Source organism: Actinomyces sp. AC-20-1, assembly GCF_023369555.1.
Lineage (GTDB): Bacteria > Actinomycetota > Actinomycetes > Actinomycetales > Actinomycetaceae > Actinomyces.
Map to the genome: position 1 here is coordinate 54,536 of NZ_JACJVC010000016.1, position 17,309 is coordinate 71,844.

Sequence of the window (17,309 nt, forward strand, 5' to 3'; positions counted from 1 at the left end):
CCGCCGACCAGCACCGGGCGGGCGGCGACGCCCATCGGCCGTGGTCGCCCGGGGTGCGACCGGCTCTGTGATTCCGCCCTCCCCCGCGGGTCTGGCATGCAGGAGAGCGTCACACATCGAGGAGCCGGTCAAGCTCGACGAGCAGCACGAGGACCGTGGGCGCCGCTGTCTCGTGGACCGGACCAGTATCCACCGCCTGGTACTCATATGCGAGGACGTTGAGCATTCCCACAACTCGACGTCGATCCGGGACCGTCGCGTCGGCGCATCGGGCTGTGACCGCTGAGGCCGGTTAAGGAATGCCCCAGCGTCAACGGTCGGTGTCGGGCCTCGCGGCGTCTCATCGCGTCTGCTGTGACGCCAACGTCGTCGAGCGCGTCCCAGGTCGGCTGAGCGCCGCCCGGCTGCTCAGCCCTCCGCCCGGCCCAGGCGCCAGTAGCCCATGAAGGCGACGGTGCGCCGGTCCAGGCCCCGCTCGGCCACAAGGTGGCGGCGCATGGCTCGTACCGCCGAGGCCTCCCCCGCCAGCCAGGCGTACAGGCTCGTGCGCGACAGCGCCGCCCCGCCCTTGGCGTGGCGCGGCACCTCCCACAACAGCTCGTCCAGGCCGATCTCCTCGACCTCGTGCGGCCGTCCCACCGGGCACATCTCGGCCACGGCCCGGGCCACGCCCTCGACCAGTAGCGAGCCGTGCGCGGCGCCCTCGCGCCCCAGGACCCGCACCTCGAAGCCGGGGTGGGCGGGCAGGTAGGCGGCGTCGGCGGCACGCGGCATCTCGACGACGGCCACGCCCCGGGCCTCCCGGGGCAGGTCCTGGAGGATGCGGGCGATGGCAGGAGCGGCGGTCTCGTCTCCGCCCAGGAGGAAACGCTCGGTGACGGCGGGCGGGACGAAGTCGATGCCGCCGCGCAGATGGGCGCCGGGCTCCTGCGTCGCCAGCCACGAGCGGGACGGGCCGAGCAGGACGGCCCCGGTGCCGAGACCGGCCGCCTCGATCCAGCGGGCTGCCGGCCCCTCGGGGCCGTCAGGCCCGGTGTGGACGACCATGTCGACGTCGACCTCCGTGGCCGTCCCGTCACCGGTGAGCCCCTGTCCTGCCGGCCGCACCGCCCGGGTGGTGTAGGTGCGGATCGGCGGGCGCTGGGGCTCGGGAAGTGAGAGCCACTGCCGGTACCAGTCGGGGCCGGAGGCGGGCAGGTGCGCGTAGCCGCCGTCGGGGGCGGGCAGGACGAGCTTGATGCGCTGGTCCCAGCCGGTGTCCGCCCAGTCGTCCAGGGTCGGGCCGGTGAAGGTGAGGCGGCGCATCGAGGGGGACAGGTCGCGCACGGCGGCCACCCTCACGTGGAAGAAGGGGAAGGGGGCGCTCATGAGACCCGGGCCTCCGGGGCGGTGGCGGACGCGACGGGGACGTCGCCGTCGGGCACGGCCTCCTGGGGCACGGCGCCGCCGTCGAGGACGTGGTGGCGCCCGCGCGGGACGATGAGCGGGGTGCGCGAGACCGGGTCGGTGATGACCATGGCGTCGAGGTTGAACACGTCCCTCATGAGCCCGGCGGACAGGACCTCGCCCGGGGCCCCGCTGGCGGCGATCCTCCCCTCGCGCATGGCGATGAGGTGGTCGGCGTACCGGGCCGCGAGATTGATGTCATGCAGGACCATGACGACGGTGGTGCCGCGCGTGCGGTTGAGGTCGGTGAGCAGGTCCAGGACCTCGACCTGGTGGGTGAGGTCCAGGAAGGTGGTGGGCTCGTCCAGCAGGAGAACGTCCGTGCGCTGGGCGAGCGCCATGGCGATCCACACGCGCTGGCGCTGGCCGCCGCTGAGCTCATCGACGGCGCGGTCGGCGAGGTCGGTGGTGCCGGTGGCCGTCAGCGACTCCTCGACGACCTGGCGGTCCTGGGCGGTCCAGGAGGAGAACAGGCCCTGGTGGGGGTGGCGTCCGCGTCCCACGAGGTCGGCGACGGCGATGCCCTCAGGGGCGATGGGCTGCTGGGGCAGCAGCCCCAGGCGCCGGGCGAGCACGCGGGTGGGCACCGTGCTGATGGCCTCGCCGTCGAGCAGGACGGAGCCGGAGCTGGGGGCGAGGATCCGGGCCATCGTCTTGAGCAGCGTGGACTTGCCGCAGGCGTTGGCGCCCACGATGACGGTGATCGCCCCCGTGGGCACGGCCAGGTCCACGCCGTCGACGACGACGCGGCGCCCGTAGCCCGAGCGCAGGCCACGGGTGGCCAGGGTGCGGCTGACAGCGCGGTCGCTCATGCGGAGGCTCCCTGTCGGTTGATGCGGATGAGCTGGCTGACCAGGTAGGGGGCGCCAACGATCCCGGTGACCACGCCCACGGGCAGCGTCGTCGGGAAGAGGTGCTGCCCGGCGAGGTCGGCGCCGAGGACGATGACGGCGCCCATGAGCCCGGCCGGCAGCAGGAGGGTGCGGTCGGTGCGCCCCACGAGCCGGGCCGCCAGGGGGCCGGACAGGAAGGACACGAAGGCGATGGGGCCGGTGGCGGCGGTGGCGAAGGCGGACAGCGCCACCATGGTGAGCACGAGCAGGAGGCGGGTGCGCTCGACGCCCACCCCCAGGCCGGTGGCGGTCTCGTCGCCCAGGGGCAGGACCCTGAGGTCGCGTCCGGCACCGCCCAGCAGCAGCGCGCACACGAGCACCGCGCCGGCCAGGTAGGGCACCTCCGACCACTGCGAGGAGGACAGGGACCCGCTGAGCCAGCGCATGGCGGCGGCGACGTTGTACTGGGAGGTTGTGAGCTGGAGGTAGGCGGTGACGGAGCCGAGCATGGAGGACACGCCGATGCCGATGAGGATGAGGCGCCCGCCCTGCGCCCGGCCCCGCCCGGAGAGGACGAAGATGAGGCCCGCGGTGAGGAGCCCCGCGGCCACGGCCACGAGGTTGAGCCGGGTGCCGGACCAGCCCAGGACGAGGATGCAGTAGACCGCGGCGGTCGAGGCCCCCGAGGTGATACCAATGATGTCCGGGCTGGCGAGCTGGTTGCGCAGCATCGTCTGGGAGGTGGTCCCGGCCATCCCGAAGGCCAGGCCGGCCAGCAGCCCGATGACGGCGCGCGGCAGGCGCAGCTCGCCGACGGCGAAGGAGGCGCCGGGCACCGCCCGCCCGGTGAGGACCGCCCAGACCTGCGCGGGCGGGTACCAGGTGTCCCCGATGAGCACCTGCGCCCACCACAGGACTACGGCGACCAGGGCGAGGGCCAGGGTGACGGCCGCGTAGCGGCGGGTCCGGCGTCGGCGTCCGGCCGAGGTGAAGCCGGGGGCGGGGACGGCCGGCGCCGGCCGGGCGGTGCTGAGAGCGCTCACAGCTCACGCACCTTGGCACCACGGGCGATGAGGATGAGGACGGGCGCCCCCACGAAGGCGGTGACGACGCCGACCGACACCTGCCCGGGCCGTGCGATGACCCGGCCGAGCACGTCAGACAGTGTGAGCAGGACGGAGCCTCCCAGGGCGGACAGGGGCAGCACCCACCGGTGGTCCGGCCCGACGAGCATGCGCACGGCGTGGGGGACCATGAGCCCGACGAAGCCGATGGGGCCGGCCAGGGCTGTCGTCGTCGCGCACAGGATGACCCCGGAGGCGGCCGCCAGCAGGCGGGTGCGCCCCACGTGGACCCCCAGGCCCACGGCCATCTCGTCGCCCAGGGCCAGGGAGTTGAGCGCCGAGGCGCTGAGGGCGGCGAGCAGGACGGCCACGACGAGGAAGGGGGCGACCGTCGTCAGGGACTGCCAGGTGCCCCGGCCCAGCGAGCCGACCTGCCAGAAGCGGAAGTCGTCCAGGCCCGAGGCACGCGGCAGCATGACGGCACTGATGGCGCTCGACAGGGCGGCGGCCGTGGCGACGCCCGCCAGGGCGAGCTTGACCGGGGTGGCGCCGCCCGGACCGAGCGAGCCGACGAGGTAGACGAGGACGGCGGTGGCAGCGGCACCCGCCATGGCGGTCCACAGGTACTGCGAGAGGCTGGAGATCCCGAGGAAGGCGATGGACACGACCATCGCCAGGGAGGCGCCGGTGTTGATCCCCAGGATGCCGGGGTCGGCAATGGGGTTGCGGGTGACGGCCTGCATGAGGGCGCCCGAGACGCCCAGGGCCGCCCCGGCCACGAGGGCGGTGGCGGTGCGCGGCAGGCGCTCGGTCACCGCGACGGCACCCAGGTCGCCCTCGTGCCCCAGGCCCGCCAGACCGCGCAGGACCTCGGGGAGGGTGACGACGCGCGGCCCGAAGGCGATGGAGGCCAGGACCGCCAGCCCGACGAGGACCAGGAGGAGGACGAGGACACCCACCCGCCTGCCGGCGGTCCGGGAGGCGGCAGGCGGGTGGGCGGCTGCGCTCACGCTCAGGCGACCTTGGAGGCGGCCTCGCCGAGGAGCCTGAGGTACTCCTTGATCCCCCACGGGATGGACAGAGGGCCGGGGTTGGTGGAGGCGGACAGGGGCGTGCCGTTGCCGACCCAGGCGATGGCGCCGTTCTTGATGGCGGGGATGGTGCCCAGCAGCGGGTCGGCCTGGAGGGCGGCGAGCTCGGAGCCGTCGCCGTACATCACCATGAGGTCGACGTCGGACAGCGTGTCGGCGTTCTCGGCGGCGACCTGGACGAAGAAGGTCTCCGGGTCGGCGTCAGCGGCGGCCTGGACCGAGGGGGGCACGCTCATGCCCAGGTCCGCCAGGAAGCCGGTGCGCGGGTCGCCGGGGGTGTAGTAGCCGATGGAGGACATGTCGGCGGGGGTAGCGTAGAAGAAGGCACCGGCCTTGCCCCTGATCTGCGGGTAGGGGGCGAGGGCCTCGGTGATCTGCTGCTCGAGGTCGGAGATGAGGGCCTTGCCCTCGGCCTCCTTGTTCATGGCCTGGGAGTCCATGGTGATCATCTCGCGCCAGGGGGTGGTCCAAGGGAAGGACGGGTAGGCGACGGTCGGGGCGATCTTGGTCAGGGTGTCGTAGGACTCCTGGTCCAGCCCCGAGTACGCGGCGAGGATGATGTCGGGGGTTGTGGCGGCGACGGCCTCGTAGTCGATGCCGTCGGTCTCGTCGAACAGGACGGGCTGCTCGGCGCCTGCGGCGACGAGCTCGTCGACCTTCTCCTTGGTCCACGCCAGCATCCCGGAGCCGTCCTCGACGCCCCAGGTCTGGGCGGCGAAGCCGACGGGCATGATGCCCAGGGCGAGGGCGACGTCCTGGTTGGCCCAGTTGACGCTGGCGATGCGGCTGACCTCCGTGGGCACCTCAGTGGTGCCGAAGGCGTGGGTGATGGTGGTGCCGCCGCCGGAGCTGCCGGCCGGCCCAGTGGAGCCGCAGGCGGCCAGGAGGGCGCCCAGAGGCAGGACGGCACCGGTCAGGAGGAAGGACTTGCGAGAGAGGGCCACGAGGCGTTCCTGTCAGGAGGCGATGAGAGCGTCACCGACAATAGCGGAGGCTTACCTAACTAACCAGGTGCGCAATTCATGTCGTCGGACACGTTCTTCCTGACACCTGACGCGAAGGATGGAGCGTCTGTAGGCCCGGGATCGCCCGTCGGCTCCGTGGTGACACGCGCCCCTCGCCCCGCCCCCGCAGCCTCAGCGGCGCGGGTTGCACGCTCACGTGAACGCGACTCACGCACGATCCGCATGATTCCGCGGTTTCCTCGACCGGACGCTGGGCGTACATCGGCTCCCATGTGCGCCGCTGTCACGCACGCACATGGGAGCCGATGCGACCGCTTCCCTCTCAGCGCATGATCCCCAGGATTCCAACGAATACTCCAGATCGCCAAGTCACACCAGTAACATGAGCGTGCAACAGCGCAGTCCACCCCCAGCACAACAGGCTCGGAGCTCGGCCCCAACGATGCCGACCACACCGTTCCACGGGTCGACGCGTGCAAGGCTGGCGCCATGAGCAGCCGACCCCAGCCCACGATCCGTAAGACCGACGACTTCCCCGGGGCGACACGCCTGGAGGCCCAGGGGCTGGAGTGGTTGGCCGAGGCGATGCCCGAGGGCGGCACCCACGTCGTACCGGCGACCATCGGCGACGGCTGGATCGAGGAGCCACGCCTGAGCGCCGGCCGGGTGACGCCCGAGGCTGCACGGGCCTTCGGCCGGGCCCTGGCGGTGACCCACGCCGCCGGCGCCCCCGCCTTCGGTGCCGCTCCGCCCGGCTGGGACGGGCGCACCCGCATGGGGCGCTCGGACATCCGTTTGCGTCCGCACGCGCCAGAGGCGGTTCAGGACCGCCCCCGCAGCTGGGGCCGCTTCTACGCCGAGGATCGGATCGCACCCTACGTCGCTGCGGGCCGGGACCGGGGCTCGCTCAGCAGCGGCGAGGCCGGCCTCATCGAGCGGGTGTGCGAGCGCCTGGTCGACGGCGACTTCGACTCCCCGCAGCCCGAGCTCACGCGCCACAGGGCTCAGGAGCGCGGCGAGCGCGTGGCGGTTGCCCGCAGCCACGGGGACCTGTGGACCGGCAACGTCCTGTGGGTGCCGGCGGCCGAGGCCGCATCCTGGGCTCCCGAAGGAGCCGGGTGCGGGCCGGGTGGTGCCGACCGCGGCGGGCGCGACGGCGGGCCGGGCAGCCCACGCTCAGGGCCGGGGGCCGAGATCGTCGGCGTGCTCATCGACCCGATGGCTCACGGCGCCCACGCCGAGACGGATCTGGCGGCCCTGGGCGTCTTCGGTCAGCGGTTCCTCGGGGAGGTCTACGCGGGCTACGACGAGGTGTCCGCCTTGGCCGACGGTTGGCAGGAGCGGGTGGGGCTGCACCAGCTGCACATGCTCATGATCCACGTCTTCCTCTTCGGCGGAGGCTACGGGGCCCAGGCGGCCGCGCTCGCGCGCCGGTACGTCTGAGGAGGGCCGCCCGGCGCCCGTCGGACCGGCGACGAGACCAGCCGCAGATCCCGACCCACCCCAGCACCCTCCTCTCACGGGCTCGGACCACTGCCCCGGGAGGGATGTCTCAGCCGGCACGACCACCGCCCGGTCTCACCCTGGACGACGGCTCTCCCGCGACAGACACGCGCTACATCATGTGCTCGACCCCGCGGTGACCGCTGTCGTTCAGCACGAGGTTGCGGCACGGGCGTCGCGAGCCGCGGGAACGCCATCGCGTCGGCGCCTGAGGTCCGACACTGTCGGCACCAGCCCTTACCACCGCACCCGCACACCACCCTCCCGGCGCGCACCGCCGACTCACCGGCACCACGTTCGTCACCGCCCTGGGATCCCTGCCCTTCGGCTATGGCATCGGCGTCATCGCAGGCGCACGCCCCCCGATGCGCCCGCCCCCCACCGAGGGCCTCGCCAGGGCCGTCGAGGTGCTGTGCGAGTCCCTCACCCGGGCATGACGACCACGTGAGACGGTGGGGTCTGCCGGCCCCCTCGACCGGCAGACCCCACCGTGCTCGTTCTCGCGGAGGGGCCGCGCCGCCCCACAGGGCTCGAGACGGCGGGCCCGGTCGGGCACCTCGGGCTCAGCGTGCGAGCTTGCCGGCGCGCAGCACCGACGCGGTGCGCAGGGCCGTCGGGAACGGTGTGTCCGGGTGGCACGGGAACATGTCCTGCTCGACGATGACGAAGATCTCCGGGTCCAGGCGCCACATCTCGCGCGTGATGGACTCAACCGTCGGGACTCCGTGGGGAGGCTCGCAGATCGCGCCGATCTGGACCGCGTCGTAGAAGCCCAGGTCCTTGTCGCGCACAACCGACATCTTCGCCGGGTCGACCTGCTTGAAGTGCATGTACTCCACTCGGTCCGCGTACCGGCGGATGATCTCGGCGCTGTCACCGCTGCAGTACTCGATGTGACCGGTGTCCAGGCACAGCCCTACCTTCTGCGGGTCCGTCATGTCCAGCCACTTGTACGTCTGCTCCTGCGTCTCCACGTGGGAGTCGGCGTGCGGGTGGAAGACCGCGCGAAGACCCGTCTCGGCCTTGACGATCTCCGAGACCTGCTCCGTGGCCTTGACGAGCTGGGCGAAGCCCTCCTCGTCCAGCTCCTTGCCCTCCACGAACTCGCCGGAGAACAGGTCCCGGTACATGGCCGGCAGCAGCACCAGGTACGTGCCGCCGACGGCCGCAGCCAGACGGGCCACGTCCAGGGCGTCCTTCGTGATGCTCTCAAGCTCCTCGGCGCGGTGGAACGCGCCGCCGACCGTGCCCGCCGAGACCCTGAGGTCTCGCTTCGCCAGCTCGTCCGCCAGCTCGTTGGGGTCCGTCGGGAGGAAGCCGTAGGGGCCGATCTCCATGTACCGGTACCCTGCCATGGCGATCTCATCGAGGTACCGCTGCCCCGTGGTCTGCAACGGCGAGTCGGGCATCCACACCCCCCACGAGTCGGGGGCCGAACCGAGGCGGGCGTTCGTCATGAAAGAAGACATCGTTGTACTCCTTGGGTAGGTCGTCGGGTCGTGGCCACTCACATCGTGATCACGTGACAACCGCAGGCTAGCCCTCTTCGCATCTCTTGTGAAGGGGTGCGCGCGAACAGATTTGTCACGTGGCAACCACTGAGCCGTCACCCCCCGGCGACTGCGCAGCGGGAGGATGGGCTCAGCCGCGCGGCGGGGCGGAGGAGGAGCGGACGATGAGCGTCGGGGCGATGACCTGCTGGAAGGGCGTCCGCGGGCGTCCGGCCTCACCGGTCCCGCTCCCGTCCTCCCCGGCCTCGTCGATATCGCCGGCCTCAACGAGGGCGTGCACAAAGCCCGCGGCCACCTTGCCCTGCTCGGACGCGGCCTGGTGGATGGTCGTCAGTCCCACGAGCCGGGCCATGAGCTGGTCGTCGTAGCCCACCAGCGAGACGTCATCGGGCACGGACAGACCCGCGCTGCGCAGTGCCTCCATCGCGCCGAGCGCCATGTGGTCCGAGCCGCAGAAGATCGCGGTAGGCACATCCCCCGCCTCACACAGCACCCGCACCGCGGCGTAGGCGGACTCGCGGGTCGCGAGCCTGGGGATGATGTACTCGGGCGCGAGGCGCGCCCGCCGCATCGCCTCGGTGTAGCCGGCCGCGCGCTCCTCGTAGGGGATGTCCGGCGGCAGCTGAAGGTGAGCAATCCGCCTGTGCCCGAGGTCCACGAGGTGGCGGGTGGCCAGCATCGCACCCGCGTGGTCGTCGTTGTACACCGAGCGGACGCCGGCCTGCGAGATCCGACGCGTCACGGAGACGATCGGGATGGAGTGGGCGGCCGCCGTCAGGGCGTCCGTCGAGCCCGCGTAGCCGGCCACGACGATGCAGTCCGGCGAGTACCCGGCCAGTTGCCGGAGCCGCCAGTCCTCCTGCTCCACGTCCCACGACCCCTCGACGACGACGAGGCTGTAGCCCTTCCCCTCAAGACCGACCTTGAGCGCGTCATACACCTCGCCGAACAGGGCGTTGGAGAGCTCCTGGGGGAAGAAGCCCACGAGTCGCCCGTGCCGGTTGCCGGCCAGCGCCGTTGCCATCCCGTTGTCGATGTAGCCCAGCTCGCGCACCGCGGCCAGGACGCGTTCGCGTTTGTCGTCACTGACCTTGTCCAGGCCCTGGAGCACCCTCGAGACGAGCGAGCGGGACACTCCCGCCCGTCGGGCGACGTCCGCCTGGGTGACCCGGCGTCCTGCCATAAGGCGCTCCTCTCTCAGGCTGTGACCGACCACCGCGTGGAGAAGGAGCCGGTCGGGGCGGCCCGTCCAGGGCCGCCCCGACCTTATCGCCTGCTCATGAGCCCAGGCGCACCACGTGACACCGCGTCAGGCGAGAGGCACCTCGGTGCCCGTCCTCGCCGAAGTCATGGCCGCGTCGATGACGGCCATGGTGGGGATCGCCTCGGCGAAGGGGATGGTGACCTCGCCCTGTCCGACGACTGCCGCGCAGAACTCCTGGATCTCGGCCACCATGTTCTCGCCGTAGCCGGTTCCGACCCCGCGTCCGGCCATGCAGGCGACGTCGGAGAAGTAGGGGAAGGCCGGGCCGGCGATGATCTGGCGCGGGCCGTCGAGACCGGGGGCGGACTGCTCAGGCTGGCAGAGGTAGAACTCGTCGGAGTGCGGGGACTCGAATTTCGCCCAACCCTTGTCGCCGTAGACCTCGATGGCGAAGACGTCGGTGATCCCGGTGGCGATGCGCGACAGGCTGACGACACCGATGGCACCGTTCTTGGCCCGCAGGGAGACCACCGCGTTGTCGTCGTTGTCGACGGGGGCCACCTCGGTGGCGGAGGCGCCCTGGTTGTGGCCGGTTCCGCCGGTGGGCAGCGGACGCTCCTTGATGACGGTGTCGAGCTGGCAGGCGGTCACCGCCTCGATGTCGCCCACGAGGAAGCGGACGGTGTCGAGGATGTGGGCGCCGATGTCCGCGACGGCTCCGCCACCGGCGATGTCCTTCTGGAAGCGCCAGGTGCGCGGGGAGCGCGGGTCGGACGCGTAGTCGGCGAAGTAGGAGGCGCGGAAGGTGTGGACCGACCCGATGCCGCCGTCGGCGATGACCTGCGCCATGGCGGCCAGGGCGGGGACACGGCGTCGGCAGAAGCCGACGGAGGTGACGACACCGGCCTCCTCGGCGATGCGGGTCAGCTCCGCGGCCTCCTCGGCGTTGAGGCCGAGAGGCTTCTCGCAGAAGACGTGCTTGCCAGCCCTGAGCAGCTGCGGGACGACGTCGATGTAGATGTTGTTGGGCAGTGCCAGCGAGACGGCCTCGATCTCCGGGCGCTCGATGATCTCGTCGATCGAGGAGGCGATGCGCTCGAAACCGTACTTGGCGGCCACAGTCTCGGCCAGGGCTGCGTTCGGCTCGACGAGCGTGTCCATGATGACCTTCACCCCCTCGAGCGCGGGGAGCATCTGGGCGTTGCGGAAGCCGAAGGCGTGGCCCTGGCCGGCGAAGCCGGCACCGACGACAGCGATACGCAGGTCACGAGACATGTGAGTGGTCCTTTCAGATGGTGCCCCTGACGGGGCGGCGGTGTGGTGGGTTGCTGTGTCCCGCGGTCGGCTGCGGTGCCGGCCTCGGGTGCGCTCACCCGGCGGGGGTCGCGCTGGTCGTGGTGGTGGACAGTCGTGGTGGACGGTGGTCGGGTGGTTCGCGTTCGGGTCAGCCGACGGCGAGAGGGCCGGGATCACGGCCGTCGGAGCCGGAGGCGAGCTCCTCCTCCAGGTACTCGAGGGACTTGCCCTTCGTCTCAGGCAGGTACCTCTGCTCCCACAGGAGGACGACGAAGTTGATGACCGCGAAGATGAAGAAGGTCCGCATGCCGATCGCGTCAAGGAGGATCGGGAAGAGCAGGGTGACGATGCCGTTGGAGATCCACTGGCAGAACACCGCGGTCCCCATCGCCACGCCGCGCACCCGCAGCGGGAACATCTCAGCCATCATGAGCCAGAAGCAGATCCCGCAGAACATCTGCATGAACCACAGGAAGCTGAGCATGAGGGCGAGGATGAGGTAACCGCGCCACGGGGCGTCCGGCAGGAGGAAGGCCAGACCGAGCAGGACCTGGGAGACGACCAGCCCGATCATGCCGATGCGCAGCATCGTGCGCCGGTTGGAGCGGCCGATGACGACCACGCCCACGGCCACGGCGACGACGGAGACGACGCCGTTGGCGATGGTGGCCACGAGTGAGGCCTGGGTTCCCATGCCCGTGCTCATGAGGACCGTGGGGGCGAAGTACATGATGGCATTGACACCGGTGAGCTGGATGACGATCCCGAAGCCGATGCCGATGAGCGTGATGCGCTTGATCCACGGGATCCTCAGGTGCGTCCAGACGCCCTGCTGGGCGCGGTCGGCCTCCTCGACGACCTGGACGATCTCATCGCGCTCCGGCGTCGGGTCTCCGGTGCGCAGCTGGCGCAGGACCTCCAACGCCTCGTCGCCACGGCCCTTGGCGACGAGCCAGCGGGGCGACTCGGGCACGAAGTGGACACCGATCCACAGGGCGACGGCCGGCAGTGTGGCCAGGCCAAGCATGAGGCGCCACGCCTGGGCACCGTCGGAGACGAAGGAGATGATGGCGTTGGAGGTGTAGGCGACGAGCTGGCCGGTGACGATCATGAGCTCGTTGCGCGAGACCAGCGGACCGCGCAGGTGCGCCGGCGCGAGCTCGCCGATGAACATCGGCACCGTCGCGGAGGCCCCTCCCACGGCGAAGCCCAGGACCATGCGGCACACGATCATGATCGGCACGCTCGGAGCCAAGGCGCAGCCCAGGGCGCCGAGGAAGAAGACGAAGGCCAGCATGGTGATGTTGTGCTTGCGCCCCCAGCGGTCCGACATCCGCCCGCCGATGATGGCGCCGAAGGCCGCGCCCAGGAGCAGCGAGGACGTCACCAGGCCCTCGGTGAGCGGGGTCAGGTTGAGGCCGCCCTCGGCGGCGGAGAGGGTCATGTAGGGCAGTGCGCCGGAGATGACGCCTGTGTCGTATCCGAAGGCGAGGGCGCCGAAGGTCACGACGACCGTCGCGATGTTCAGCCTCCTCTTCACTGCCCTCGCGTGGACCGGGTCCACAACTGTGTCGATCTGGGTGGTCATGTCATCCTCGTTGATGAGTGATCGTTGCGGCACTCATGATTGTCACGTGCCAACTTGACATGCTCAAGTCTGCGGCACAGGTTGTCACGTGTCAACCTTCGTTCGCGGGTCAGTTCGCCCCCACCGCAGGCAACGGCGTCAAGGCACGCGCACGCGGCACCGGTGCCCGCGCCGGTCGGGGCGAGCGCCCCGCGCTCACCGGACCGCCCGCGCTCACCGGACCGCCCGCGCTCAGCGGGCACCCTGGTGGCGGCCGACAGTCCGTCCGAACGACCTCACGTGCTCCACCGCCCAGCGGGCTCTCCACCGCGCAGCCCGCTCGGCACCTCCTCCTCCGCTCAGCGCACGGCCCGCAGGTAGCGGTCGCGGCCGGTGAGGTCCTGCCCCGTCTGCGCCGTCGTGAAACCCGACGCCAGGGCCGCCCCGCACAGCGCAGCCCCCTGCCCGGCGTCATGCTCCATGACAAGCACCCCGCCGCCCCGCAGCAGCGCGGCCGCGCGGCGCACGAGGGCGGTGGGCAGGGCGAGGCCGTCCTCTCCCCCGCCGAACAGTGCCAGGTGGGGGTCGTGGCACGCGGTCTCAACGTCCTCGAGCGCCCCCGCCGGCACATAGGGCGGGTTGGTGACGACGACGTCCACCTCCCCGTCCAGCCCGGCGAGGGTCGTGGGGTCGGCCGCGTCGGCCCGGAGCACCCGCACCCTCCCCGGCGCGTGCCGCTCACACGTGGCGACGGCGGCGGCGCAGGCGTCGTCGGCGAGCTCGACGGCCATCACCCGGGCGGTGGGCACCTCGACGGCGACGGCGGCCGCGATGGCCCCACTGCCGGTGCACAGGTCGACGACGAGCGGGCCCGGCGCTCCCCCATCCCCACGGTCAGCCCCGCCCGCCCGGCCGACACAGCCGGCCCCGTCCGCGCCGTCCACCGACGCCCGGGCCGCCTCAATGGCGGCGCCGGCGACAACCTCGGTCTCGGGCCGGACGATGAACACACCGGGACGGCAGTCGAGCTCCAGGCCGCGGAAGAACATGCGGCCGGTGATCCGCTGCAGGGGCTCGCGCTCGGCACGCCGTCGCACGGCCTCCTCGTAGGCGGTCACGAAGGCCTCGTCCGCGCCGTCCGCCAGCGGCAGGGGGCGGTCCAGCAGCCACTCGGCGAGCTCACGCGCGTCATGCTCCGGAGAGGACACCCCCGCAACCGCGAGCCTCCGGCCCACCTCGCGCACGAGCCGCCGCAGCGCGTAGCGGTCGAGGCCGCTGCCCCCGCTCACGCCTGGCCGACCGCCGCGAGCCGCTCAGCCTCATCCAGGGCGATGGCCGAGTCGATGACCGGGCCCAGGTCGCCGTCAAGCACGGCGTCGAGGTTGTAGGCCTTGTAGCCGGTGCGGTGGTCGGCGACCCGGTTCTCGGGGAAGTTGTAGGTGCGGATCCGCTCGGAGCGGTCCACGGTGCGCACCTGCGAGCGGCGGGCCACGGAGGCCTCGGCGGCGGCCGCCGCGGCACGCTCGGCCAGCAGGCGCGCCCGCAGGACGCGCAGGGCCGCCTCCTTGTTCTGCAGCTGGGACTTCTCGTTCTGCATGGACACGACGATGCCGGTGGGCAGGTGGGTCAGCCGCACGGCGGAGTCGGTCGTGTTGACGCTCTGGCCGCCCGGGCCGGAGGAGCGGAAGACATCCACGCGCAGGTCCCCCGGGTCGATCTCGAGCTCACCGGGGTCGTCGGCCTCCGGCATGACGAGCACACCGGCCGCCGAGGTGTGGATGCGGCCCTGGCTCTCGGTGACGGGCACCCGCTGGACCCGGTGGACCCCGCCCTCGTACTTCAGGTGCGCCCACACCCCGTCCTGAGGCTCAACGGCCGAGCGCGTCTTGACCGCGAGGCGGATGTCCTTGAAACCGCCGAGCTCGGAGCCGGTGGCGTCCAGGACCTCGACCGCCCAGCCCATGCGCTCGGCGTAACGGGTGTACATGCGCACCAGGTCCGAGGCGAAGAGGGCGGACTCCTCGCCGCCCTCACCGGCCTTGACCTCAATGATGACGTCGCGCGCGTCATCGGGGTCGCGGGGGACGAGGACATCGCGCAGGTGCTCGGCAGTGGCGGCGACGGCGACCTCCAGGGCGGGCAGCTCGGCGGCGAAGTCCGGGTCCTCGGACGCGATCTCGGTGGCGTCGTCAAGGTCGGCAGCGGCCTGCTGCCAGGCGCGGTAGGCGGCGACGACGCGCCCGAGCTCGGCGTAGCGGCGCCCCAGGCGGCGCATGGCCCCGGGGTCGGAGGCGACGGCGGGGTCCGCCATCTCGGTCTCGATGCGGGCGTGCTCCTCGACCATCGGGACGGCGGCGGAGAAGTCGTCGCTCATGGTCCTCCTCAGGTGGTGCAGGTCGGGCGTCCGGTGCGCGGGCCCGGACGCGACGACGCCGACGGCGGCTCCTGCGAGGGTGCCTTCCGTCGGCGTCGTTCGGGTCGCTTACTTCGCGCGCTTGCCGTAGCGGGCCTCGAAGCGGGCCACGCGGCCACCCGTGTCGAGGATCTTCTGCTTGCCCGTGTAGAACGGGTGGCAGGCGGAGCAGACGTCAACGCGGATCTCACCGGAGGTCACAGTCGACCGGGTCTCGAAGGTGTTGCCGCAGGTGCACGTGACCGTGGTGGCCACGTAGTCGGGGTGGATCCCCTGCTTCATGGTGTCTCCTAGCATTCAGAGGGCCCCGGGTCCCGCGTGCCGACGACGCGGGTGAACCGGAAACCAGTCGACGATTATGCCGCCGCGCCCTCGGCCCCGACAACGCGGGGACCCAGGCGCATGACGTGATGTTGGACGCTCAGGGTGTGCTGTGCGCCGTGCCCGCCCCGAGCTCCGCTTGCTCCGCAGCGCTCCGCTCAGACTGTGATTGGTGCGCCGTGCCCGCCCCGAGCTCCGCTTGCTCCGCAGCGCTCCGCTCAGACTGTGATTAGTGCGCCGTGCCCGCCCCGAGCTCCGCTTGCTCCGCAGCGCTCCGCTCAGGCCAGGTTGGCGTCGTCGTCGGCGTCCGCCAGCGAGGTGCCCTGCGGGGTCGTCTTGGAGATGACCATGAGGAACTCCGCGTTCGAGCCCGTCTCCTTGAGCTTGCCGATGACGAGCTCGAGGGCCGACTGCTGCTCCAGCCCGGCGAACAGGCGACGCAGGCGCCACATGATCTTGAGCTGGGCGGGGTCGATGAGCAGCTCCTCGCGGCGCGTGGAGGAGGCGGCGACGTCGACCGCCGGGAAGATGCGCTTCTCGGCGAGCTGGCGCGACAGGCGCAGCTCCATGTTGCCGGTGCCCTTGAACTCCTCGAAGATGACCTCGTCCATCTTCGAGCCGGTCTCCACCAGCGCGGTGGCGAGGATCGTGAGCGACCCGCCGTTCTCGATGTTGCGGGCGGCACCGAAGAAGCGCTTGGGCGGGTAGAGGGCGCTGGCGTCCACACCACCGGAGAGGATGCGCCCCGACGCCGGCGCGGCCACGTTGTAGGCGCGCCCCAGGCGGGTGATGGAGTCGAGCAGGATGACGACGTCCTGGCCGAGCTCGACCAGGCGCTTGGCGCGCTCGATGGCGAGCTCGGCGACAGTCGTGTGGTCGGAGGCCGGGCGGTCGAAGGTCGAGGCGATGACCTCGCCCTTGACAGTGCGCTGCATGTCCGTGACCTCCTCGGGGCGCTCGTCGACGAGCACGACCATGAGGTGGGCCTCGGGGTTGTTGACGCTGATGGCGTTGGCGATCTGCTGCAGCACGATCGTCTTTCCGGCCTTGGGCGGGGAGACGATGAGGCCGCGCTGGCCCTTGCCGATGGGGGCGACGAGGTCGATGACCCGGGGGGTCAGGGCCTTCGGGGTGGTCTCCAGGCGCAGCTGCTCCTGCGGGTAGAGGGGGACGAGCTTGTTGAACTCCGGGCGGCGCTTGGCGCGCTCGGGGTCCATGCCGTTGACGGCCTCGACGCCCACCAGCGGGTTGTACTTCTGGCGGTTGGCGCGGTTCTGCCGGCGGCCGTTGCGCCCGCCCTGGCCGGAGCCTGCCGGGTGGGAGGTCTCGCCGCCCTCACGGACCCAGCCGGTGACGGCGTCGCCCGCGCGCAGCCCGTTGTCCTTCATCTGCTGGCCGGAGACGTAGACGTCCTTGGCGCCGGGCAGGTAGCCGGAGGTGCGCAGGTAGGCGTGCTGGGAGTCGTCGACGTCGAGGATGCCGGCGACGGGGATGAGGACCTCGTCCTCGCGCGGGGCGCGCTGCTGGCCCGGCTGGCCGGCGCTCTGACCCTCCCCCTGGAAGTCGCGGTCGCGTCCGCGGCGCTTGCGGCCACGGCGGCGTCCGCCACGGCCCTCCTCGTCCCAGGAGTCGGAGTCGTCACGGCGCTGCTTGCGCTCGGCGGGCTCGACGGCCGGGGTGCCGGTGACGTCGGCGAGGTCGCGCATGAGCGCGGCCTTGGCGTCGATGTGGTCCTCGCTCAGCCCGTGGCGCTCGCCGCGATCCTCGGGGGTGCCTGCGGAGGCCTGGGCGCGACGGCGGCGGGAGGGGCGCTCCTGCGGGGCGCCGCGGTCCTCACGGTCCTCGCGGGGCTCGTCGCGGCGCTGGCGGCGGGGGCGGGTCTCGCCCTCGGCCTGCGGGGCGTCCTCGGGGCGGCGGGTGCGTGCGGCCTGGGGGAGGTCGAGCTCGATCTCAGCGGTGCGGGGGCTGCGCTCGGGGGCGCGGCTGGGGGCGCCTGCGGCGGCGGTCACGCGGCGGCGGCGCGGGCGGGCCTCACCGTCGGAGAGGGGCTGCTCGCTGCGCTCGGCGTGCTCGGGGCGGTCCGCCGCCCCGGCGG

At 72.0% G+C, this 17,309-nt stretch carries 14 protein-coding genes; 1 reads left to right on the top strand and 13 read right to left on the bottom strand.

The window, feature by feature from the left end; all coding sequences use genetic code 11:
- Positions 1 to 408: 408 nt before the first annotated feature.
- The 5 genes from H6X67_RS09295 to H6X67_RS09315 are packed head-to-tail and all read right to left on the bottom strand — an operon-like array spanning position 409 to position 5,378.
- Positions 409 to 1,368 carry a siderophore-interacting protein gene (locus H6X67_RS09295; protein ID WP_249367769.1) on the bottom strand — a complete coding sequence of 320 codons (960 nt, stop codon included), beginning with the start codon at positions 1,366 to 1,368 and terminating at the stop codon, positions 409 to 411.
- Positions 1,365 to 2,258, bottom strand: a complete 894-nt coding sequence (locus H6X67_RS09300; protein WP_249367770.1) for an ABC transporter ATP-binding protein — start codon at positions 2,256 to 2,258, stop codon at positions 1,365 to 1,367. Before H6X67_RS09300 ends, H6X67_RS09295 begins: the two co-directional genes overlap by 4 nt.
- Complete coding sequence (locus H6X67_RS09305) at positions 2,255 to 3,322, bottom strand: FecCD family ABC transporter permease (protein WP_249367771.1); 1,068 nt, start codon at positions 3,320 to 3,322, stop codon at positions 2,255 to 2,257. The genes H6X67_RS09300 and H6X67_RS09305 overlap by 4 nt, the downstream gene beginning before the upstream one ends.
- Positions 3,319 to 4,353, bottom strand: coding sequence for a FecCD family ABC transporter permease (locus tag H6X67_RS09310; RefSeq protein ID WP_249367772.1), 1,035 nt, complete (start codon positions 4,351 to 4,353; stop codon positions 3,319 to 3,321). The genes H6X67_RS09305 and H6X67_RS09310 overlap by 4 nt, the downstream gene beginning before the upstream one ends.
- 2 nt (positions 4,354 to 4,355) lie before the next feature.
- Positions 4,356 to 5,378 carry an iron-siderophore ABC transporter substrate-binding protein gene (locus H6X67_RS09315; RefSeq protein ID WP_249367773.1) on the bottom strand — a complete coding sequence of 341 codons (1,023 nt, stop codon included), beginning with the start codon at positions 5,376 to 5,378 and terminating at the stop codon, positions 4,356 to 4,358.
- A 510-nt stretch (positions 5,379 to 5,888) separates the two neighbouring features.
- Between H6X67_RS09315 and H6X67_RS09320 the strand changes: the two genes are divergently transcribed.
- On the top strand, positions 5,889 to 6,842 hold the full coding sequence (locus H6X67_RS09320; protein WP_249367774.1) for a fructosamine kinase family protein: 954 nt from the start codon (positions 5,889 to 5,891) through the stop codon (positions 6,840 to 6,842).
- 623 nt (positions 6,843 to 7,465) lie between these two features.
- Here H6X67_RS09320 and H6X67_RS09325 read toward each other — a convergent pair.
- The 8 genes from H6X67_RS09325 to rho all read right to left on the bottom strand — a co-directional run.
- Positions 7,466 to 8,371 (bottom strand): TIM barrel protein, encoded by a 906-nt coding sequence (locus tag H6X67_RS09325; RefSeq protein WP_249367775.1) that lies wholly within the window; start codon positions 8,369 to 8,371, stop codon positions 7,466 to 7,468.
- A gap of 172 nt (positions 8,372 to 8,543) precedes the next feature.
- Positions 8,544 to 9,596 carry a LacI family DNA-binding transcriptional regulator gene (locus H6X67_RS09330; RefSeq protein ID WP_249367776.1) on the bottom strand — a complete coding sequence of 351 codons (1,053 nt, stop codon included), beginning with the start codon at positions 9,594 to 9,596 and terminating at the stop codon, positions 8,544 to 8,546.
- 126 nt (positions 9,597 to 9,722) lie between these two features.
- Complete coding sequence (locus tag H6X67_RS09335; RefSeq protein WP_249367777.1) at positions 9,723 to 10,892, bottom strand: Gfo/Idh/MocA family protein; 1,170 nt, start codon at positions 10,890 to 10,892, stop codon at positions 9,723 to 9,725.
- A 169-nt stretch (positions 10,893 to 11,061) separates the two neighbouring features.
- Positions 11,062 to 12,501: a sugar porter family MFS transporter gene (locus tag H6X67_RS09340; RefSeq protein WP_249367778.1), complete on the bottom strand. Its 1,440-nt coding sequence runs from the start codon at positions 12,499 to 12,501 to the stop codon at positions 11,062 to 11,064.
- 338 nt (positions 12,502 to 12,839) lie between these two features.
- Positions 12,840 to 13,769 carry a N5-glutamine methyltransferase family protein gene (locus H6X67_RS09345; RefSeq protein ID WP_249376337.1) on the bottom strand — a complete coding sequence of 310 codons (930 nt, stop codon included), beginning with the start codon at positions 13,767 to 13,769 and terminating at the stop codon, positions 12,840 to 12,842.
- Positions 13,766 to 14,854 carry a peptide chain release factor 1 gene (gene prfA, locus H6X67_RS09350; RefSeq protein WP_249369865.1) on the bottom strand — a complete coding sequence of 363 codons (1,089 nt, stop codon included), beginning with the start codon at positions 14,852 to 14,854 and terminating at the stop codon, positions 13,766 to 13,768. The genes H6X67_RS09345 and prfA overlap by 4 nt, the downstream gene beginning before the upstream one ends.
- Positions 14,855 to 14,962: 108 nt before the next feature.
- The gene (gene rpmE, locus H6X67_RS09355; RefSeq protein WP_249369863.1) at positions 14,963 to 15,175 is read right to left on the bottom strand and encodes a 50S ribosomal protein L31; all 213 of its coding nucleotides are present in this window, start codon (positions 15,173 to 15,175) and stop codon (positions 14,963 to 14,965) included.
- Between the two features lie 317 nt (positions 15,176 to 15,492).
- A partial coding sequence (rho, locus tag H6X67_RS09360; protein ID WP_249435513.1) for a transcription termination factor Rho occupies positions 15,493 to 17,309 on the bottom strand: 1,817 nt, incomplete at its 5' end.